The organism is Pseudoalteromonas sp. B62, assembly GCF_037162565.1.
GTDB lineage: Bacteria > Pseudomonadota > Gammaproteobacteria > Enterobacterales > Alteromonadaceae > Pseudoalteromonas > Pseudoalteromonas fuliginea.
This window is the reverse complement of sequence record NZ_JARLVB010000002.1, coordinates 1,700,181-1,715,982: the sequence shown is the minus strand read 5'-3', so window position 1 is coordinate 1,715,982 and position 15,802 is coordinate 1,700,181. Positions and strand designations below refer to the sequence as shown.

Here is a 15,802-nt window from a genome sequence, read left to right as displayed (position 1 = left end):
CGACTATTTATGGGGAACAACCATACAACATAGCTTTGCCTTACTTAAAAACCAAACTCACTGCTTTAAATTCAACCCGAAAGATAAACAAGCCCTAGTAAATATGGTAAATTACGCAGCTATTAATTTAAGTGTGTAAAGTGTGTGAGCAACCCAACCCCAGACTATGAAAAATTAGCCCTGCAAATAAAAACCTGGGGACAAGAGCTTGGCTTTAGCGAAGTGGGTATTACCGATATTGACCTAAGTAAGCACGAGGCTCAACTGCAACGTTGGCTTGATGCTGGCTTTCATGGTTCAATGGACTACATGGCTTCACACGGCATGAAACGCGCTCGCCCAGCTGAATTAGTACCTGGCACACAGCGTGTAATATCAGTAAAAATGAATTACCTCCCACCCGATGCTGGCTTTGCAAAAACCTTAAAAAATAAAGAAAAAGCATATATAAGCCGATACGCACTGGGCCGTGATTATCATAAATTAATGCGTAATCGATTAAAAAAACTCGGCCAAAAAATAGAACAAGAAATTGGTGAATATGGCTTTAGACCCTTTGTAGATTCAGCCCCAGTACTTGAACGTCAACTCGCCGAGAAAGCGGGTTTAGGTTGGCGTGGTAAGCATTCTTTGTTAATTAATCAAGAAGCAGGATCGTGGTTTTTTTAGGCGAGCTATTTATTGATTTACCACTGCCAATAGACGCCGAAAACACCTTTGAAGGCTGCGGTAAATGCGTTGCCTGCATCACTCTTTGCCCAACAGGCGCAATTGTAGAGCCTTATGTCGTTGACGCACGTAAATGCATATCGTACTTAACAATAGAGCACCAAGGGCCCATTCCAGAGCAATACAGGACTTTATTGGGTAATAGAATTTATGGCTGCGATGATTGTCAGTTAGTATGCCCTTGGAATCGTTATGGCCAAATTACTGACGAAAACGATTTTCACCCGCGCACTCAATTAAAAGACAAAGATTTACTTGAGTTGTTTGCTTGGGATGAAGCTACTTTTTTAAAAAATACCGAAGGCAGTCCTATTCGCCGTATTGGTCACGAACGTTGGTTACGTAACTTAGCAATAGGGTTAGGTAATGCACAATTTAGTCCCGCTATTATTTATGCCTTAGAAGACAAAAGCCAAATATGCAGTGAACTTGTTTTAGAGCATATTGAATGGGCACTTTCCCAACAAAATGATAAACAACGAGTAGCGCTTCGTAAAACAGCTAGGTTAATCAGAATTGTAGAAAAAGGCTTACCCAGAGATGCATAATGCAGTTGGTGTAAGCCTTTAAAGTAACATTATTTAGTTAAGTATATTTAACCTGAACTCTGGTTAAGAGATTTACTAACATTTTGAATAATAAATATATTTAAACTTATTTTCTCTAGCCAGAGATTTTAGTAAATTCAACCCAGTCAGTGCTGAACAAACTGCTTAAGATAGATTTATTATCCAGTCCTCAGGTTACTTAGCTCTTTAAAAGTAATGACAGGTCTTGTTCAATCTCAGCAAAAGATCCTTTAACTTCTTGAACTGACTCCTCTCTTGCAATTGAATTTTGAATTGTTTCATCTACTTTTTTGTAAATAAAAACCTCTTGGTCCTCATCTAATCCCATTGTTGGTATTCGCACTTCAAGATCTTCTTGTAGTTGCTTAAAAACTCTTTCGTTATTTTTACGATTATCGTTAAGTAAGCCAATTAAACTATGAAATTTACTATGTACGGAATTTGCGACCGTATTTAGTCGTTCTTGTTGGGATACAAGTATTCTTTTGGTCATTATTGCTCGTAATTGCTGCTCTGTAACACTGACAATAAAACATACGTGGTCACGAATTCGTCCATGCTTATCTGGATCATGATCCGGCATATTTAAAACCAGTAAGCTTATGTATTCGTAGTTAACCAAAATTCGATGTGAAAATTCGTGCAACCGACCTTTACTTTTAAGCATTTCAAATAGTTCAATAACAATCGGTGAACAAACCCCATGTAACGCAAAATGCTCTATAACATTCGCATATCGAAACTCTACGTTACTTTGCAAATTAAAAGACTGTAGACAATCTATGAGCGCTTTTCCTAAACTTTGGGGATCATTTATAAAACCAATATTTTCAACATAATTAACTATTTGCCCCATTTCACTACTATTAGCCATCGCATTAAATGCTGTAGAAGTTGCATCTTCAACTTGTTTTTCAAGACTCTCTTTCTCTACCAACACTTGATTCAAATTATTTAATTTAGACTTGAGTTCGTCATGCCCAAACGGTTTAACAATATAATCTTCTGCACCAACAGAGTAACCTTCCATACGTTCCTCAACCGTCCCCCTTGCTGATACAAACATCACAATTATATGCGCGGTATTTGGGTTGGATTTAAGGCTCTTACAGACTTCGTAACCATTCATTTGTGGCATACTCACATCCAGTAATATAACCTGAGGCATATAGTCCTCTACCATACTCAAGCACTCTGGACCGCTAACGGCTACCTTTAATTCAAAATCGAGGTCCTCCAGAATCTCTTCTATAATTTCAAGATTAAAGGGTTCGTCATCCACTGCGAGTATTTTTGTTAAAGCCATCGTTTCATCATCCATTTAAATTCTAAATATGCTACTTCAAACACTTGTTTAAAAAATTAACTGCTTTGCAGTGCTAAGTGTTCGTCTAGGTTTATTTTAAGTGGTATTTGTATACAAATAGTAGCGCCGCCATTAGTGTTATTTAAGGCTGTAATATTACCTTGATGCAAAGAAACAAACTCCCTACATAATGCAAGGCCTAACCCTGTTCCACCAGCTCCGCTATTGGTTTTACTGCTTTGTACAAATTTAGTGAAAATGTCTTCAAGTTCATCCTCAGGTATACCAATACCATTATCGATAACGGCTATTACTGCAAACTCGTTCTCAGATGCCAATTCCACTTTAATTTTACTTTTTGGCTCACTAAACTTTAATGCGTTACCTAATAAATTACACATTAATTGATTAATTTGTTCCTCATCACACAGAGCGACTACCGGGTTAGACTGCACTGAAAAAATGATTTCAATCTCTTTTTCCATTGCAGTTCCAGCGACATCATCAATACTCGTTCTAATGATATTAGCTAAATTATGTGTTCTAGGATTGAAAGGAAATTTACCCACATCAAGCTTGGATAGATCCAGTAAATTATTAAGTAATGAAAGTAACCGTTCTCCACTGGATTCAATTCGAGACAAGTACTTAAATAATTTTTCTTCCGCAAAATCACCAACCTCTAATTTATTTAAGCCAAAACGAGAAAAGCTTAAAATTGAATGCATTGGTGTACGAAGTTCGTGAGACATGTTTGCTAAAAATTCTGATTTACTTAAATTGGCGGCTTCAGCCACATTTTTAGCGTGCTCTAACTGTGAGGTACGCGCTCTAACTTGTTCTTCTAAAATATCTTTTGCTTCAAGTAGCAACTCTTCTTTTTGTTTTAAGTGCGTTACATTTTTAAAAATAACTGCCAGCGCAATTTCACCATGGTGATCTATTTCATTAAAAGATCCCACAAGAGGTATATAACCCCCTAGTGTTTTTGTTAAACGTAAATCGCAACTAAACTGTCGATTACTATTTAAAGTCAAAATTTTATCTTTAATTCCTGCGCTTGAATCAACATCTAAAAAATCAAAAAGAGACTTACTTTCTAATTCATTAAACGGTAAATCAAATAGCTTTAAGCAAGCATCATTCGCTTCGATAACTTTACCACCGCGCTCAAATAACATAATTGCATCGGGTGTATGCTTATAAATAACTTGTAATAAGCTATCCTTTTCAATAAGCGCATCTACGGTGTCTTGAAGCCTTTCTACTAACTCTGCATTATGTCGTTTCAATAATTCGGTTTGCCATAGCTTATGGACCGACTGCAAAAGAATACTATCGTTAAGGGGTTTAATAAGTACATCTTCAACTCCCTCACGAATAGCCTCAATCATGGACACTTGATCAGGGCGTGACGTAAAAAGTAAACACCTACAATGTGGCTGCTTTAATTTTAGGCTAGAAAATATACCTAACCCAGTTACATCACCAAAACTAAAATCACTAATTAATATATCAATTTTAGTATCAACGGATATTGCCAATACTTCATCTAAATTTGTCGCGGTGTAGGTGTTTATATGAGCGCCTACTAAGCTGCTTTTCATTTTTTCAAGACGCTCAGGTATATGATCAACCAGTAAAATAGTGGGTAATTGAAGAATATGGTTAGAGCCAAGCTCTAATAAACTCTCAAGTAGAGAAGTTATCTCCTTATTAGAAAAAAATGGGTAAACTACAGTTGCATTAGCAACAGCATGATTAAGCTCACTAAATGCGTTTAGTTGTTCACCATTTTCAGCTTTTGGAGCAAGCAACATAAACCGTGATTGTGAGACCTTAGCAATCAACGGTTCAATAGAAATAACAGGTACTCCATGTGCCACTATAATTAAATCATACGCATCAGCATTTATATGCATATCGAGCATAGAAAAATGAATTAATTCAACCTCACATCCAATTAACTCTAAAAGTACTTTTACTCGCATTGCGATAATAGTGCTGCTGTCTACTATTAATATTTTCCGAATCATCAAGCTACACTTTAAAAATAATTAACTTAATATATTAATAGCGTAGCCTATTATTGTTTAGTTAGCATAGGTTCTTAGCGTTATTTCATAAGATTTTTTACCTAAAAGAGATACGAACTTTATTCTACATGTTTTCCGAAAATAGTAAGGCTATAAAGCTTACTATCCATCATAGCGACATTGGGTAACTCTCCCCAAACATCGAAGCCAAAATGTTTAAATAGATTTACACTTGGTAAGTTGTGGCTAAAAATAAATCCTAGCAATACGCGTATATTGAGTTGTTTAGCTTGGGTTTGTGCAAATTTCATCAACTTTTTGCCAAGCCCTTTACCTTGTGCTTTTGCGGTAATATATATGCTCATTTCAACAGTGCCATCGTAAGCTGGGCGACCATAAAATGATTTATAACTAAGCCATGCGAGTATTTTGTTATTCTCACAGTAAACATAAATAGGTCTTTTTTGTGTATGGCTATTAAACCACTCACGCTTTTCTTCAACGGTGACTTCTTCAGTGTCAGCAGTCACCATTCGACCAGCTATAGTCTCGTTGTAAATTGCTACGATTTCGCTAAGATCATTTATAGTTGCTAAACGGGTTGTCATAATAGATTGCATGGTTGATCAATTTTCTCCATATTAGCGTATGATCATCCACTCAAACAATCGTAAAGTTTAGGTCGTTAGCTATGCTAAAAAAATATTACTCGGTTTAGGGGTTTTATTAATAAATACACCACTTCATGCTCAAACAGAATCAATTGATAAGCACGTGGCCACAACATGCCAAGATTTTACTAACGTCAATATACGTAAGTTACGTTCTGAAGAGTCAATCAACTTATGTCAGTTTAAAAATAAGCCTTTATTGATCGTTAATACAGCCAGTAACTGCGGTTTCACACCTCAATTTAAAGGCTTAGAAGCACTTTATAAACAATATAAAAGTCAGGGGTTAGTTGTCTTAGGGTTTCCTTCTGACGATTTCTTTCAAGAAGAAAATGATGAAAAAGCGACAGCTAAAGTCTGCTTTATTAATTATGGGGTTACTTTTCCTATGTTTGCTACCAGTGAAGTACGAGGCAGTGATGCCAATCCTATTTTTAAACACCTAAATGAGCAAACTAGTTCCCCTAATTGGAATTTTTATAAATACCTAGTATCTGCAGATCGCAAAACAATTTTACGGTTTAACAGCAAAGTGTCACCTGACTCAGAAAAGATGATTACGGCAATTGAAAATACACTTTCTAATAATTAAGTTTATACTGGTACAATTAGTTGAAACTAACTAGAATGACATTTCATTAGGTTAAAAAAACACCACATAAATAAGCGGGAGATTTTATGACAGTGGCAAGCGCACGACACATATTAGTAGATAGCGAAGCACAATGCTTAGACTTAAAAACAAAAATTGAACAAGGTGAAGATTTTGCTGAATTAGCAAAAAACCACTCTAACTGTCCTTCAGGTCAAGATGGCGGCGCCCTTGGCGAGTTTGGACCGGGCATGATGGTACCAGAATTTGATAAAGTGGTGTTTTCTGCGCCTATTAACCAAGTACAAGGCCCAGTACAAACACAATTTGGTTATCATTTACTTGAAGTTACTAGCCGTTCAGAATAAATTTTTGCATTGTAAGTAAAACTTCTAAAAGCCGCTTTTGCGGCTTTTTTAATGAGCAATTAATACCAACTTTCTTATACCAACCCGCAATAATACTTAATCAATCTGAGATATTAAATCTGACGCTAACTACGTTAAAAACTTCTGACATAGAACAAATAACGAAATTTTTTCCTTGTTATCGACACGATTTTCTTACTTCAAAATAGATTATTTAATTAAGCGAATTGGTATTATATATTGAGTCTATTTAACGATAAGGAAACTGCGCTAGAACTAGGCAAAAATTTTTACTAATATATTGAACCATAATGGTATTTAAATTTATTGTTCTCTAAGAGCTATTTAATCGCAGCGTGAGTTTTATAACCTAGTGGGCTAAGTAAAAAAACCGAGCAACAAAGAGTAAATAGCTCTAGACAGAACCTTACGGGCAGCTCATGTTTAACCTCGAAAGATAAACAGGCCATAGCCAGAGGTTTTCAGTGAAAACCAGGCAAGTTTACGCGTTAATAGCGGGCCTATTACAAGTAAGTTCAACGCAGTTAGCGTTAAAAAATAACTGCTTGGGGTAGATTTATTATCCAGAACTCAGGTTACTTACGCTTTAATTTCATAAAACGAACATATTGTTGAAACATTAAACTATTTAACTGCCCATTTAACTGATGGTGAATTTAAAGGCTGTGAATGCTTCAACATCAGTTTATACTGCCCGCTTGATTGGATTTGCTTTCGTTTGTTGACTCATTTTTGCCAACATTCGTAATTTATTGCTTTTCATAAGTAATATAACCAACGCCAAGCAGCTATAGATACTAATCCTAGTCACTAATTAAAAAGGTAAACACATGAGCGATATCGAAATTGAATCACAACTAGTTAACTTTGTAGAAAAAGTACGTGTTAGCGAAGTAATTTGGGCGCTAGGTGCAGAAGATAATGGCTTTGTAGTATGTGATTCAAATCAATTTGACGAAACTGACGTATTACTACTTTGGGAAAGCGAAGAAGCTGCTAAGGCACAATGTAAAGAAGAATGGAAAGACTACAGCCCTGTAGAAATTAATCTTGACGAGTTTTTAGATGCTTGGGTTGAAGATTTAAGCGAAGATAACGCACTAGTTGGTATTAATTGGAATGATGACCAAGTATGTGTGGAAATTGAACCTGTTGGTCTAGCTCGCGCATTAAGCGAATAAACAGATAGCGTAGCTTATTATAAAGTTACTGAAACCCAACGAGTCCCGCTGATCGTTGGGTTTAATTGATTTTAACCTCAACGACACTCGCATCTTACTGTGGTTTGAGTATAAAATATAACACGTCATTATTTTCAAGGTATTGCGTTGAAAACCCATCTTGGCCGTCGCCCTTTTTCAGCTATGGAGCTGCATACACTTTATAATGGATATATATACGGTGATGTTAAAGTTATCCGCGAGCAACCAAAACATTGGCACTTTTGGCTGCCCTTAATTTCATATTATAGTGGTGCTTACAGTGACGAAATTGGTTACTTAACACTTGATGATCTAATCTTTAAACAAAATATTTTATGTTTTAGTTTTCATACTCACGGAAAAATAAAGCCCCGCTTAGTCCCTGTACACAAAGCGCTTATAAATTATGGTCTTAATGAATATATAGCGTTTATTAAATCGCAAAATCAACACCGATTGATGTTCGACTTGCCCGCAAAAACTGGCAGGTACAGTGAAAAAGTGCGTATTTGGTTTTCAGGTGAAGGTGAGCGAGCTGGCTATTTACAAAAGTGTGATATACCAAATGTTGATCAACTCGGCATGAAAACAGCAATAAGCAGCTTACGCCTCAACTTTGAGCAACAAGTTCGTATACATGCTCTGCAGGCTAACTCGAAAGACGCCTTTAATTATTTAATGGGCTTTAACGAATATTCATGTGATGAATTTAACGACGTGCTTTTATTAAATAACGTGATCCAAAAAATACGTACTATTAACTCACACCTGCACTGGCAACGTTTTATAACACGTGAAAGTCACTGACAAACTTTGTTACTATTTCCCCTTAAAGTCACTGTTATAATCAATTACTCTATTTAAAAAAGCTGTTAGGATATCCACATCCCTAATTATATACGCATAAAAAAGCCTATTTAGGGTAATTTCTAACAACAACAATCTAGGGATCATTATGTTTCTCAAAAGCCTCTTAACTGTGAGCGTTGCGCTGGCAATGAATGCTGCAAACGCTAACGAATTTGTTATCGAAAAACTCGCAAAACCAAGCTCGCAAAAAGTATCGCTAATACTCGACCCAAGCCAAGATACATTCACAGGGATGACAGAGATTTCCCTAGAAGTACTAAAACTAACAAAATACATTGAGCTAAATGGCGTTGCTTACGCTGTTAAAATGGCGCAACTGCTTGGCGACGAAAACTGTGATTTAAACAACGAAATGCTTAAAACAGGCAAAGTTAAATTTAGTTGTGATGAGCAAATTCAACCAGGTAAATACACGCTTAAAGTTGATTTTTCAGCGCCATATAATCGCCAAAGCGTAGGCTTGTACAAAACGCTAGACCAAGGTACGCCTTATTTATTTACTCAGTTTGAAATGAGCGACGCGCGTCGTGCGTTTCCTGTTTTTGATGAACCTAGCTATAAAATTCCATTTCAGTTAACGATTACTGCGCCTACATCACAAAAAGTATATTCAAATACGCCTGAGCTTAAAGCAATCGTTAATGGCGATATGACCACACACTACTTTGATAAAACGCCGCCAATTCCTTCATACTTAGTCGCTATGACTGTTGGCCCGTTTGAAGAATTAGAAATAAAAGGTATGCCAATTCCTGGTCGTTTAATTACCCCACAAGGTAAGATTCACTTAGCCCAATACGCAAAAGAAAACATGCCAAAAGTACTGGGCGCACTTGAAGCGTATTTTGGTATTCCTTACGTTTACAAAAAATTAGACTCAGTAGCGGTACCAGAGTTTCCATTTGGCGCAATGGAAAACTCCGGCTTAGTAACCTACCGAGAAGATATTTTATTAGTTGATTTAGCTGCAGCAACACGCAGTAAAAAACAGCGTAATGTATCAATTATAGCTCACGAACTTGCTCACCAATGGTACGGTAACTTAGTAACCATGAAGTGGTGGAACGACTTATGGTTAAACGAAGCATTTGCTAGCTGGATGGCTGCAAAAATTACTAAGCAGCTTAACCCTGAGTTTGAATCGCACTTAGACCTGCCACAAAACAACGTAATGGCACTTGATGCACGACTAAGTACCAAGCCTATTCGTAAGCCAATTAAAACCGAAGCCGACATTATGGACGGTTTAGGTCTTGCTTACAGTAAAGGCAGCTCAGTACTTGCCATGGTTGAAAACTGGATTGGCGAAGACGCATTTCAAAAAGGTATTCAAAGCTACTTAAAAGAGTTTTCATATAAAAATGCTGAAGCAGCCGATTTGTGGGAAGCACTTGGTAAAGCATCAAATAAAGACGTAGCGAGTGTTTTAAAGTCGTTTATTGAGCAATCTTCTTTTCCGCTGGTTAAAGTAGATCAGCAAGGTAGTAAAGTAACTATTTCACAAAGCCGTTTTGTAAATGCAGGCGTTGATGCACCAGAGCAATTATGGAATGTACCTGTTGCAATTAAATATGGCGCTGGCGATAAAGTAAAAACAGCAAACGTATTACTTAATAAGCAAAGCCAAACGCTAGATTTAGACTTTGAACCAGAGTGGATTTATCCAGACCAAGGTGCTCTAGGCTACTACCGTTGGGTAATGGATGATGCACAATTTAGCGCACTTATTAAAAAAGCGCCAAGCGTACTGAGTGACCGTGAACGCTTAGCGTTACTATCAGCTACTGATGCGCTACTTGATGCTGGTGTTATATCTGCTGCTAAGTTAATGCAAACCCTCGAAGTGTTCGTAAGCGATAGCCACCCTCGCGTAGCAAATACCGCACTAGGTTACTTAGTATCGCAACAGCGCACTTTTAAAGACGACAGCAATAAAGACCTATGGCCTGAATTTATTCGCGGTGCAGTAACGCCTGCTGCTAAAAAATATGGTTTAGAAGCAAAAGCGGGTGAAGACGGTGCTATCGCACAGCTTCGTGCGGCCGTTGTATCACGCTTAGGTTTTGATGGTGAAGATCAAAACGTAATCAGTAAAGCGAAAGAACAAACACAAGTTTATTTAAATGATCCACAAAAAGTAGACCCTTACTTAGCCGGTACGTACTTAACTCTTGCTGCTTTTCATGGTGACAAAGCGCTGCTTGATCAATTCATGACAACGTTTAAAACAACGAAAGATCCACAAGTACGCACAAACATGCTTGCAGCTATGGGCTTTTTTGGCAAACCTGAATTACAAAAAGCGGTATTAGCTTATAGCTTAACGGATGAAGTAACTGCATCTGACATGCGTACTATTTTGTCAGGTCAAAGTTATACAGATGAGCGCCAAGCGTTATTTATTGACTGGGTTTACAGTAACTACGATAAAGTAACAGCAAGTTTACCGCCGTTCTTTATTCCTAACTTGCCGTACTTTACAACTGCAAGCTGTGATGCAGAAAGCTTAGCGACAACAAAAACCTTCTTTAACGAAAAAGTAGCTGATGTAGCAGGCTACGCGCGCACATTAAGTAAGCTTGAAGAAAGCACAAACGATTGTATCGCGCTTAAAACACGTGAACTTGAATCGGTTAATAGCTTCTTAAAAAGTAAGTAATTATTAGGTTTATTGAGCTATAAAAATACAAAAGCCGCTGAATATAAATTCAGCGGCTTTTTACGTTTATGTTTACGTTTATATTTTTGCTTTATTAATTACCAATAATCATCGTAAGTTTAGCTATAAAATCTTTGGCTGCTTGCTCAGAGTTTATTTTAAACGCAACACCATAATGAATAGGTTGAGCGCTTTTAAAAATGCGCGTAGGAAAGCGTGTCATCTCACTGCTATGAAAATACCCTTGCGCACGTGTTACGCCATCAATATCATTAAAGTCATCGCTAAATACTTCAAATGCGGGCCGAATTACTATTTTACCCTTGCCGCTTTCGCTGTGGGTATAAAATGCTTCTTTAGAGTTTACTAACATGTACTCTGCAATATTTTTAATCTTAAAATTACTTCTGCACTGTAATTTAATAAGCTGTTCTGTCAGCTCGTCTGCACTATAAGCCACGTGTAATCCCTATTAGTTAATTTGCGTATTAGATTAACGCATACACACAATAAAATCTGAATTTATTTGTCTATTTTACTTTGTTATATCACATACAAAAGCGAGTTTTTCATTGTTGTAACTCATTCTTGTGATATTTTTTTCGCAGTAGGTGCTTAAATTAAGCCATTGCGATACTTCATCACTTCCATCAAGTTTACGCTGATAAACGCGGTTTTTAATAGCATAAGCAATGGTCGTATTATCTTTTAAAATAAAATCTTGAACTTGAGCCGGTAACCTTAATAGGTCTTCAACTTGTTTATCTTGTGGATTGAAACTCGCTAAAATGTGTTGCTCGTTTTTAGTGTAACTAAATAAAAATGCAGCCATTGAGTTGTTATAAATAAGCGTTCGCCCAATATTACTGGCTGCTATTTCCCCTTCGCTTGTGCAACTGAAGTATATTGAAGAGTATGAGGCTTTCCTAAAATGAACATCACTAAATCATTTTGAACACCCCATGCATGGTACCCAACAGGTTCAATCCAATCAAAAATACGACTTGGCGCATCTTCATTTTTGAGTAGGTATTGCCACAATTTTTGCTTACCGTCAGCTTCTACAACAATCGCTGATATCGCATCACCACTTGGCATAACCGTTGGTGAATATTCGCTTACTGGAGAATTAGTTATATTGCTGATTTGTTTTGATGTTAAGTCATAATAAGCAATATCGGTTTGGCTTTGCTCATCAGTAATTACTTCATGAGTAAAGTATAAACCTGTATTTGTTAAATGTGGCTGGTTGTTATAACTGTTTTTATCACTCACAATACTAACTTGTAAGCCATAAGGCGTATTTAAATCAGCAAGTAATACTTGGCTTTTTGGCATGCTAGCCTGCACCACAATTGTGCTAAGCGCTGCTATAGAAAATAATCCAAGTAATGGTTTAATAAGTTTCATGCTTTCTCTCGTTTTAATTTTAAGCACCTCATGATAACGTTATTTGCTGATGGCGTCACTTGAGCTAAGTCAGTCAACTCTTAAGATACCCAAACGACTTAAAATAATGTTAAGTTTAGTCTGGTTATAAAATCGGCTCCTAAAAAAGAGAATTAACATGTCAGCTAAAAATCCTATTATTGCGATTACGGGTTCGTCTGGTGCAGGCACAACCACCACAACCAATGCAATTAAACATATTTTTCGTAGCCTTAATATTGAAGCGGCTTTTATCGAAGGGGATAGCTTTCATCGTTACACTCGCCCTGAAATGGATAAAAAAGTACGCGAAGCACAGCAAGAAGGTAAGCACATAAGTTACTTTGGCCGAGAAGCCAATGATTTTGGTGCCCTCGAAACTTTATTTAATCATTATGGTGAAACTGGGCAAGGTAAATTACGCCGCTATTTACATACATTTGATGAAGCAGTTCCGTACAATCAGTTACCGGGCACCTTTACTCCTTGGCAAGAGCTTGAGCATAATACTGATATTTTATTTTATGAAGGTTTACACGGTGGTGTAGTCGATCAAGATGTAGACGTTGCTAAGCATGTTGATTTATTAATAGGCATGGTGCCTATTATTAACCTTGAGTGGATTCAAAAACTGATACGCGATACCTCTGAGAGAGGTCATTCACGTGAGGCTGTTATGGACTCAATTGTCCGTAGTATGGATGATTACATTAATCACATCACGCCACAGTTTTCTCGAACTCATATAAATTTCCAACGAGTGCCGACCGTTGATACTTCAAATCCATTTAGCGCTAAAGATATTCCATCGCTTGATGAAAGCTTTGTAGTTATTCGCTTTAGAGGTATTGATGATGTTGATTTTCCTTATTATTTACGCATGATCGAAGGCAGTTTTATGTCTCGTATAAATACGCTTGTAGTACCTGGTGGCAAAATGGGCTTAGCAATGGAGCTGGTGCTTACTCCACTAATTAAAGATATTATTTTGAAAAAGCGTGCACTGGAAAACTTAGCACCTCTGGATATACCTATTTAACTCCTCTTCTAAGGTTGAGCTCTCTCACGTACACTGTTGATTTTTAGTAACAATAAGGGACATTGTGTTGTACTCATTAAAAATTATTGTGGGTTCTAAAAACCCTGTAAAAATTAACGCGGCTAAATATATTTTTGCAATGTATTTCCCTGACCATGAAATTGATTGCCAAGGTGTTGATGCACCATCCAATGTGCCCGATCAACCTATTGGCGAAGACGAAACACGCATTGGCGCGCAAAACCGCGTTGATTACTGCAAAGAACATCACCAAGCTCACTATTACGTGGCAATGGAAGGCGGTGCAGAGCAGTTTAGCTATGGCCCAGCAACCTTTGCCTATGTAATTATTGATAATGCCTTAAATCAAGTTGTAGGGCGCAGCAGTAACCTACCCTTGCCTCAAGTACTTTATAATGCATTACTTAAAGGTGAAGAGCTTGGCGATGTAATGGACAAGGCATTCAATACCACCAATATTAAGCAAAAAGGGGGCGCTATTGGACTACTTACAAACAATCATGCCACGCGTGAAAGTACATATACACAAGCACTCACTTTAGCTATGGCGCCATTTTTACACTCTGAGCTATACAGCCAAACAAATTAATTTAGGAAGTTTAATGAAATACAGCTATGTATTGTTTGACGCAGACGAAACCTTATTTAGGTTTGATATTTTAGCGGGCATGACTCGCATGTTTAAAGCTTACAACGTAGATTTTAGCCAAGACGATTATATTCATTATCAAAAAACCAATAAGCAGCTGTGGGTTGATTATCAAAACGGTTCTATAACTGCTGATTACTTACAAGTAACTCGCTTTAATGAATGGGCTGCAAAGCTAAATGTGCCAGCAAAAGAGCTGAACGATGCTTTTTTAGATGCTATGGCGCAAATTTGCGAGCCATTACCTGGCGCTATAGAACTTTTAAATAAGCTTAAGCCAAATGCTCGATTAGGTATTATTACTAACGGATTTGCCCGCCTACAAACAGTACGTTTAGAACACACTGGTTTAAAAGATATGTTTGAATGGTTGGTTATATCTGAGCTTGTTGGCATAGCAAAACCGAATAAAGCGATTTTTGAACACACATTTGAGCTAATGGGTAACCCAAATAAAAGCGAGATACTTATGGTCGGTGACACCGCAGCAAGTGACATACTTGGCGGCAACAATGCAGGTATTGATACTTGCTGGTTACAACACCCTGGTGAGCAATTACCCGACGGAATAAAACCAACCTATACCGTAACTCATTTAAATCAGTTACAAGCTATTTTAGAATTGCAATAAAGTAAATTTTACGCAAAAAAATGACGCTAATTAGCGTCATTTTTTATAACTGTTTGCGAACTGTACTTTTATTGCTTTTAGGCTGGAGCTAACTCAAGACCGGGTGCAGGCATCGTCACGGGCGTTTCAAATGTTGCCCATTCCCATGCTGACTCTGTAGCCATAATTTTACGAAGTAATTTATTATTTAAATCATGACCCGATTTAAATGCGGTTACTTTACCTAAAAGGTTATGACCTGTCATAAACATGTCACCAACACAGTCTAATATCTTGTGCTTAACAAACTCGTCGCTATAACGTAAACCATTAGGATTTAAAACTTTGAATTCATCAAGTACCACAGCACTATCCATACTACCACCTAGTGCTAGGTTGTTTGCATGCATGTATTCAATATCTTTCATAAATCCAAAAGTACGCGCACGGCTAATTTCTTCAATAAAGCTTTGCGTTGTTATATCTAACCCTATACGTTGGCGACTTTCGTTGATAGCAGGGTGGTTAAACGCAATCTCAAAGTCGATATGAAAACCATCATAAGGTTCAACTTCAGCCCATTTATCACCTTCTTCAATACGTACTTTTTCTTTAATACGAATAAAGCGTTTAGCAACATTTTGCTCTTCAATTCCGCCTTTTTGTAACAGATATATGAATGGTAATGCACTACCATCCATAATCGGCACTTCTGAGCTGTCTAATTCTACAATTAGATTATCAATGCCCATTGCAGCAACGGCTGCAATAAGGTGCTCAGTAGTCGATAAGCGAACGCCATCTTTGTTAATTAAACAAGTACACAATTGCGTATCACCAACGGCTTCAGGTGTTGTTTCAAAATCAACAACCGGATCAAGGTCGACACGACGAAATACAATCCCAGTATTTGCGCTCGCAGGTCGGAGAGTTATTGTGACCTTCTCACCTTTATGAAGTCCAATTCCTATGGCTTTGACTATTTCTGCAATCGTACGCTGTTTAATCATAGGTTCGCTCACTTTTAAATCA

At 37.3% G+C, this 15,802-nt stretch carries 13 protein-coding genes and 2 pseudogenes; 9 read left to right on the top strand and 6 right to left on the bottom strand.

All coding sequences use genetic code 11. The annotated features are described in order from the left end of the window. The first annotated feature begins 144 nt into the window (after positions 1-144). Positions 145-1,277, top strand: a pseudogene (gene queG / locus P4S71_RS12225) (tRNA epoxyqueuosine(34) reductase QueG). 199 nt (positions 1,278-1,476) lie between these two features. Here the strand turns inward: queG and P4S71_RS12220 are convergent. The 3 genes from P4S71_RS12220 to P4S71_RS12210 form a co-directional block, all read right to left on the bottom strand. After that, positions 1,477-2,604, bottom strand: coding sequence for a response regulator (locus tag P4S71_RS12220; protein WP_096794073.1), 1,128 nt, complete (start codon positions 2,602-2,604; stop codon positions 1,477-1,479). A gap of 56 nt (positions 2,605-2,660) precedes the next feature. After that, positions 2,661-4,640 carry an ATP-binding protein gene (locus P4S71_RS12215; protein WP_096792505.1) on the bottom strand — a complete coding sequence of 660 codons (1,980 nt, stop codon included), beginning with the start codon at positions 4,638-4,640 and terminating at the stop codon, positions 2,661-2,663. Positions 4,641-4,759: 119 nt separating this feature from the next. Continuing rightward, positions 4,760-5,248: a GNAT family N-acetyltransferase gene (locus P4S71_RS12210; RefSeq protein WP_096794072.1), complete on the bottom strand. Its 489-nt coding sequence runs from the start codon at positions 5,246-5,248 to the stop codon at positions 4,760-4,762. A gap of 121 nt (positions 5,249-5,369) precedes the next feature. Here P4S71_RS12210 and P4S71_RS12205 point away from each other — a divergent pair, with 121 nt between their 5' ends. From P4S71_RS12205 to P4S71_RS12185, 5 genes are all read left to right on the top strand, one after another. Beyond that, positions 5,370-5,903, top strand: a complete 534-nt coding sequence (locus P4S71_RS12205) for a glutathione peroxidase (RefSeq protein WP_337151623.1) — start codon at positions 5,370-5,372, stop codon at positions 5,901-5,903. An 86-nt stretch (positions 5,904-5,989) separates the two neighbouring features. Beyond that, entirely contained in the window at positions 5,990-6,271 is a 282-nt protein-coding gene (locus P4S71_RS12200; protein ID WP_007376961.1) for a peptidylprolyl isomerase, read from the top strand. Between the two features lie 851 nt (positions 6,272-7,122). Then, positions 7,123-7,473 carry a DUF2750 domain-containing protein gene (locus P4S71_RS12195; RefSeq protein ID WP_007376962.1) on the top strand — a complete coding sequence of 117 codons (351 nt, stop codon included), beginning with the start codon at positions 7,123-7,125 and terminating at the stop codon, positions 7,471-7,473. A 147-nt stretch (positions 7,474-7,620) separates the two neighbouring features. Continuing rightward, positions 7,621-8,301, top strand: a complete 681-nt coding sequence (locus P4S71_RS12190) for a hypothetical protein (RefSeq protein ID WP_033029922.1) — start codon at positions 7,621-7,623, stop codon at positions 8,299-8,301. Between the two features lie 148 nt (positions 8,302-8,449). Then, on the top strand, positions 8,450-11,023 hold the full coding sequence (locus P4S71_RS12185) for a M1 family metallopeptidase (protein WP_337150759.1): 2,574 nt from the start codon (positions 8,450-8,452) through the stop codon (positions 11,021-11,023). Positions 11,024-11,117: 94 nt separating this feature from the next. On the opposite strand, the gene P4S71_RS12180 is transcribed toward P4S71_RS12185, so the two are convergent. Both P4S71_RS12180 and P4S71_RS12175 read right to left on the bottom strand, forming a co-directional pair. Further along, the gene (locus P4S71_RS12180) at positions 11,118-11,483 is read right to left on the bottom strand and encodes a hypothetical protein (protein WP_007376965.1); all 366 of its coding nucleotides are present in this window, start codon (positions 11,481-11,483) and stop codon (positions 11,118-11,120) included. A 75-nt stretch (positions 11,484-11,558) separates the two neighbouring features. Continuing rightward, positions 11,559-12,433 (bottom strand): annotated as a pseudogene (locus P4S71_RS12175) (hypothetical protein). A gap of 157 nt (positions 12,434-12,590) precedes the next feature. Between P4S71_RS12175 and P4S71_RS12170 the strand changes: the two are divergent. The 3 genes from P4S71_RS12170 (at position 12,591) to yjjG (ending at position 14,791) form a co-directional block, all read left to right on the top strand. Then, a complete protein-coding gene (locus tag P4S71_RS12170) occupies positions 12,591-13,490 on the top strand; it encodes a phosphoribulokinase (protein ID WP_007376967.1) in 900 nt (299 codons plus the stop codon). 64 nt (positions 13,491-13,554) lie between these two features. Beyond that, positions 13,555-14,100: an inosine/xanthosine triphosphatase gene (gene yjjX, locus P4S71_RS12165; protein ID WP_096792501.1), complete on the top strand. Its 546-nt coding sequence runs from the start codon at positions 13,555-13,557 to the stop codon at positions 14,098-14,100. Positions 14,101-14,113: 13 nt separating this feature from the next. Beyond that, positions 14,114-14,791, top strand: a complete 678-nt coding sequence (gene yjjG, locus P4S71_RS12160; RefSeq protein ID WP_337119854.1) for a pyrimidine 5'-nucleotidase — start codon at positions 14,114-14,116, stop codon at positions 14,789-14,791. Between the two features lie 77 nt (positions 14,792-14,868). Here the strand turns inward: yjjG and lpxC are convergent, their stop codons facing one another. Continuing rightward, a complete protein-coding gene (gene lpxC / locus P4S71_RS12155; RefSeq protein WP_007376970.1) occupies positions 14,869-15,780 on the bottom strand; it encodes a UDP-3-O-acyl-N-acetylglucosamine deacetylase in 912 nt (303 codons plus the stop codon). Positions 15,781-15,802 lie beyond the last annotated feature (22 nt).

Bases quoted from the DNA above. Each gene is read 5' to 3' on its own strand.
- P4S71_RS12200 (WP_007376961.1), top strand. From the start codon at position 5,990: ATGACAGTGGCAAGCGCACGACACATATTAGTAGATAGCGAAGCACAA.
- P4S71_RS12170 (WP_007376967.1), top strand. From the start codon at position 12,591: ATGTCAGCTAAAAATCCTATTATTGCGATTACGGGTTCGTCTGGTGCA.
- P4S71_RS12195 (WP_007376962.1), top strand. From the start codon at position 7,123: ATGAGCGATATCGAAATTGAATCACAACTAGTTAACTTTGTAGAAAAA.
- yjjG (WP_337119854.1), top strand. From the start codon at position 14,114: ATGAAATACAGCTATGTATTGTTTGACGCAGACGAAACCTTATTTAGG.
- P4S71_RS12220 (WP_096794073.1), bottom strand. From the start codon at position 2,604: ATGGCTTTAACAAAAATACTCGCAGTGGATGACGAACCCTTTAATCTT.
- P4S71_RS12210 (WP_096794072.1), bottom strand. From the start codon at position 5,248: ATGACAACCCGTTTAGCAACTATAAATGATCTTAGCGAAATCGTAGCA.
- P4S71_RS12215 (WP_096792505.1), bottom strand. From the start codon at position 4,640: ATGATTCGGAAAATATTAATAGTAGACAGCAGCACTATTATCGCAATG.
- lpxC (WP_007376970.1), bottom strand. From the start codon at position 15,780: ATGATTAAACAGCGTACGATTGCAGAAATAGTCAAAGCCATAGGAATT.
- P4S71_RS12185 (WP_337150759.1), top strand. From the start codon at position 8,450: ATGTTTCTCAAAAGCCTCTTAACTGTGAGCGTTGCGCTGGCAATGAAT.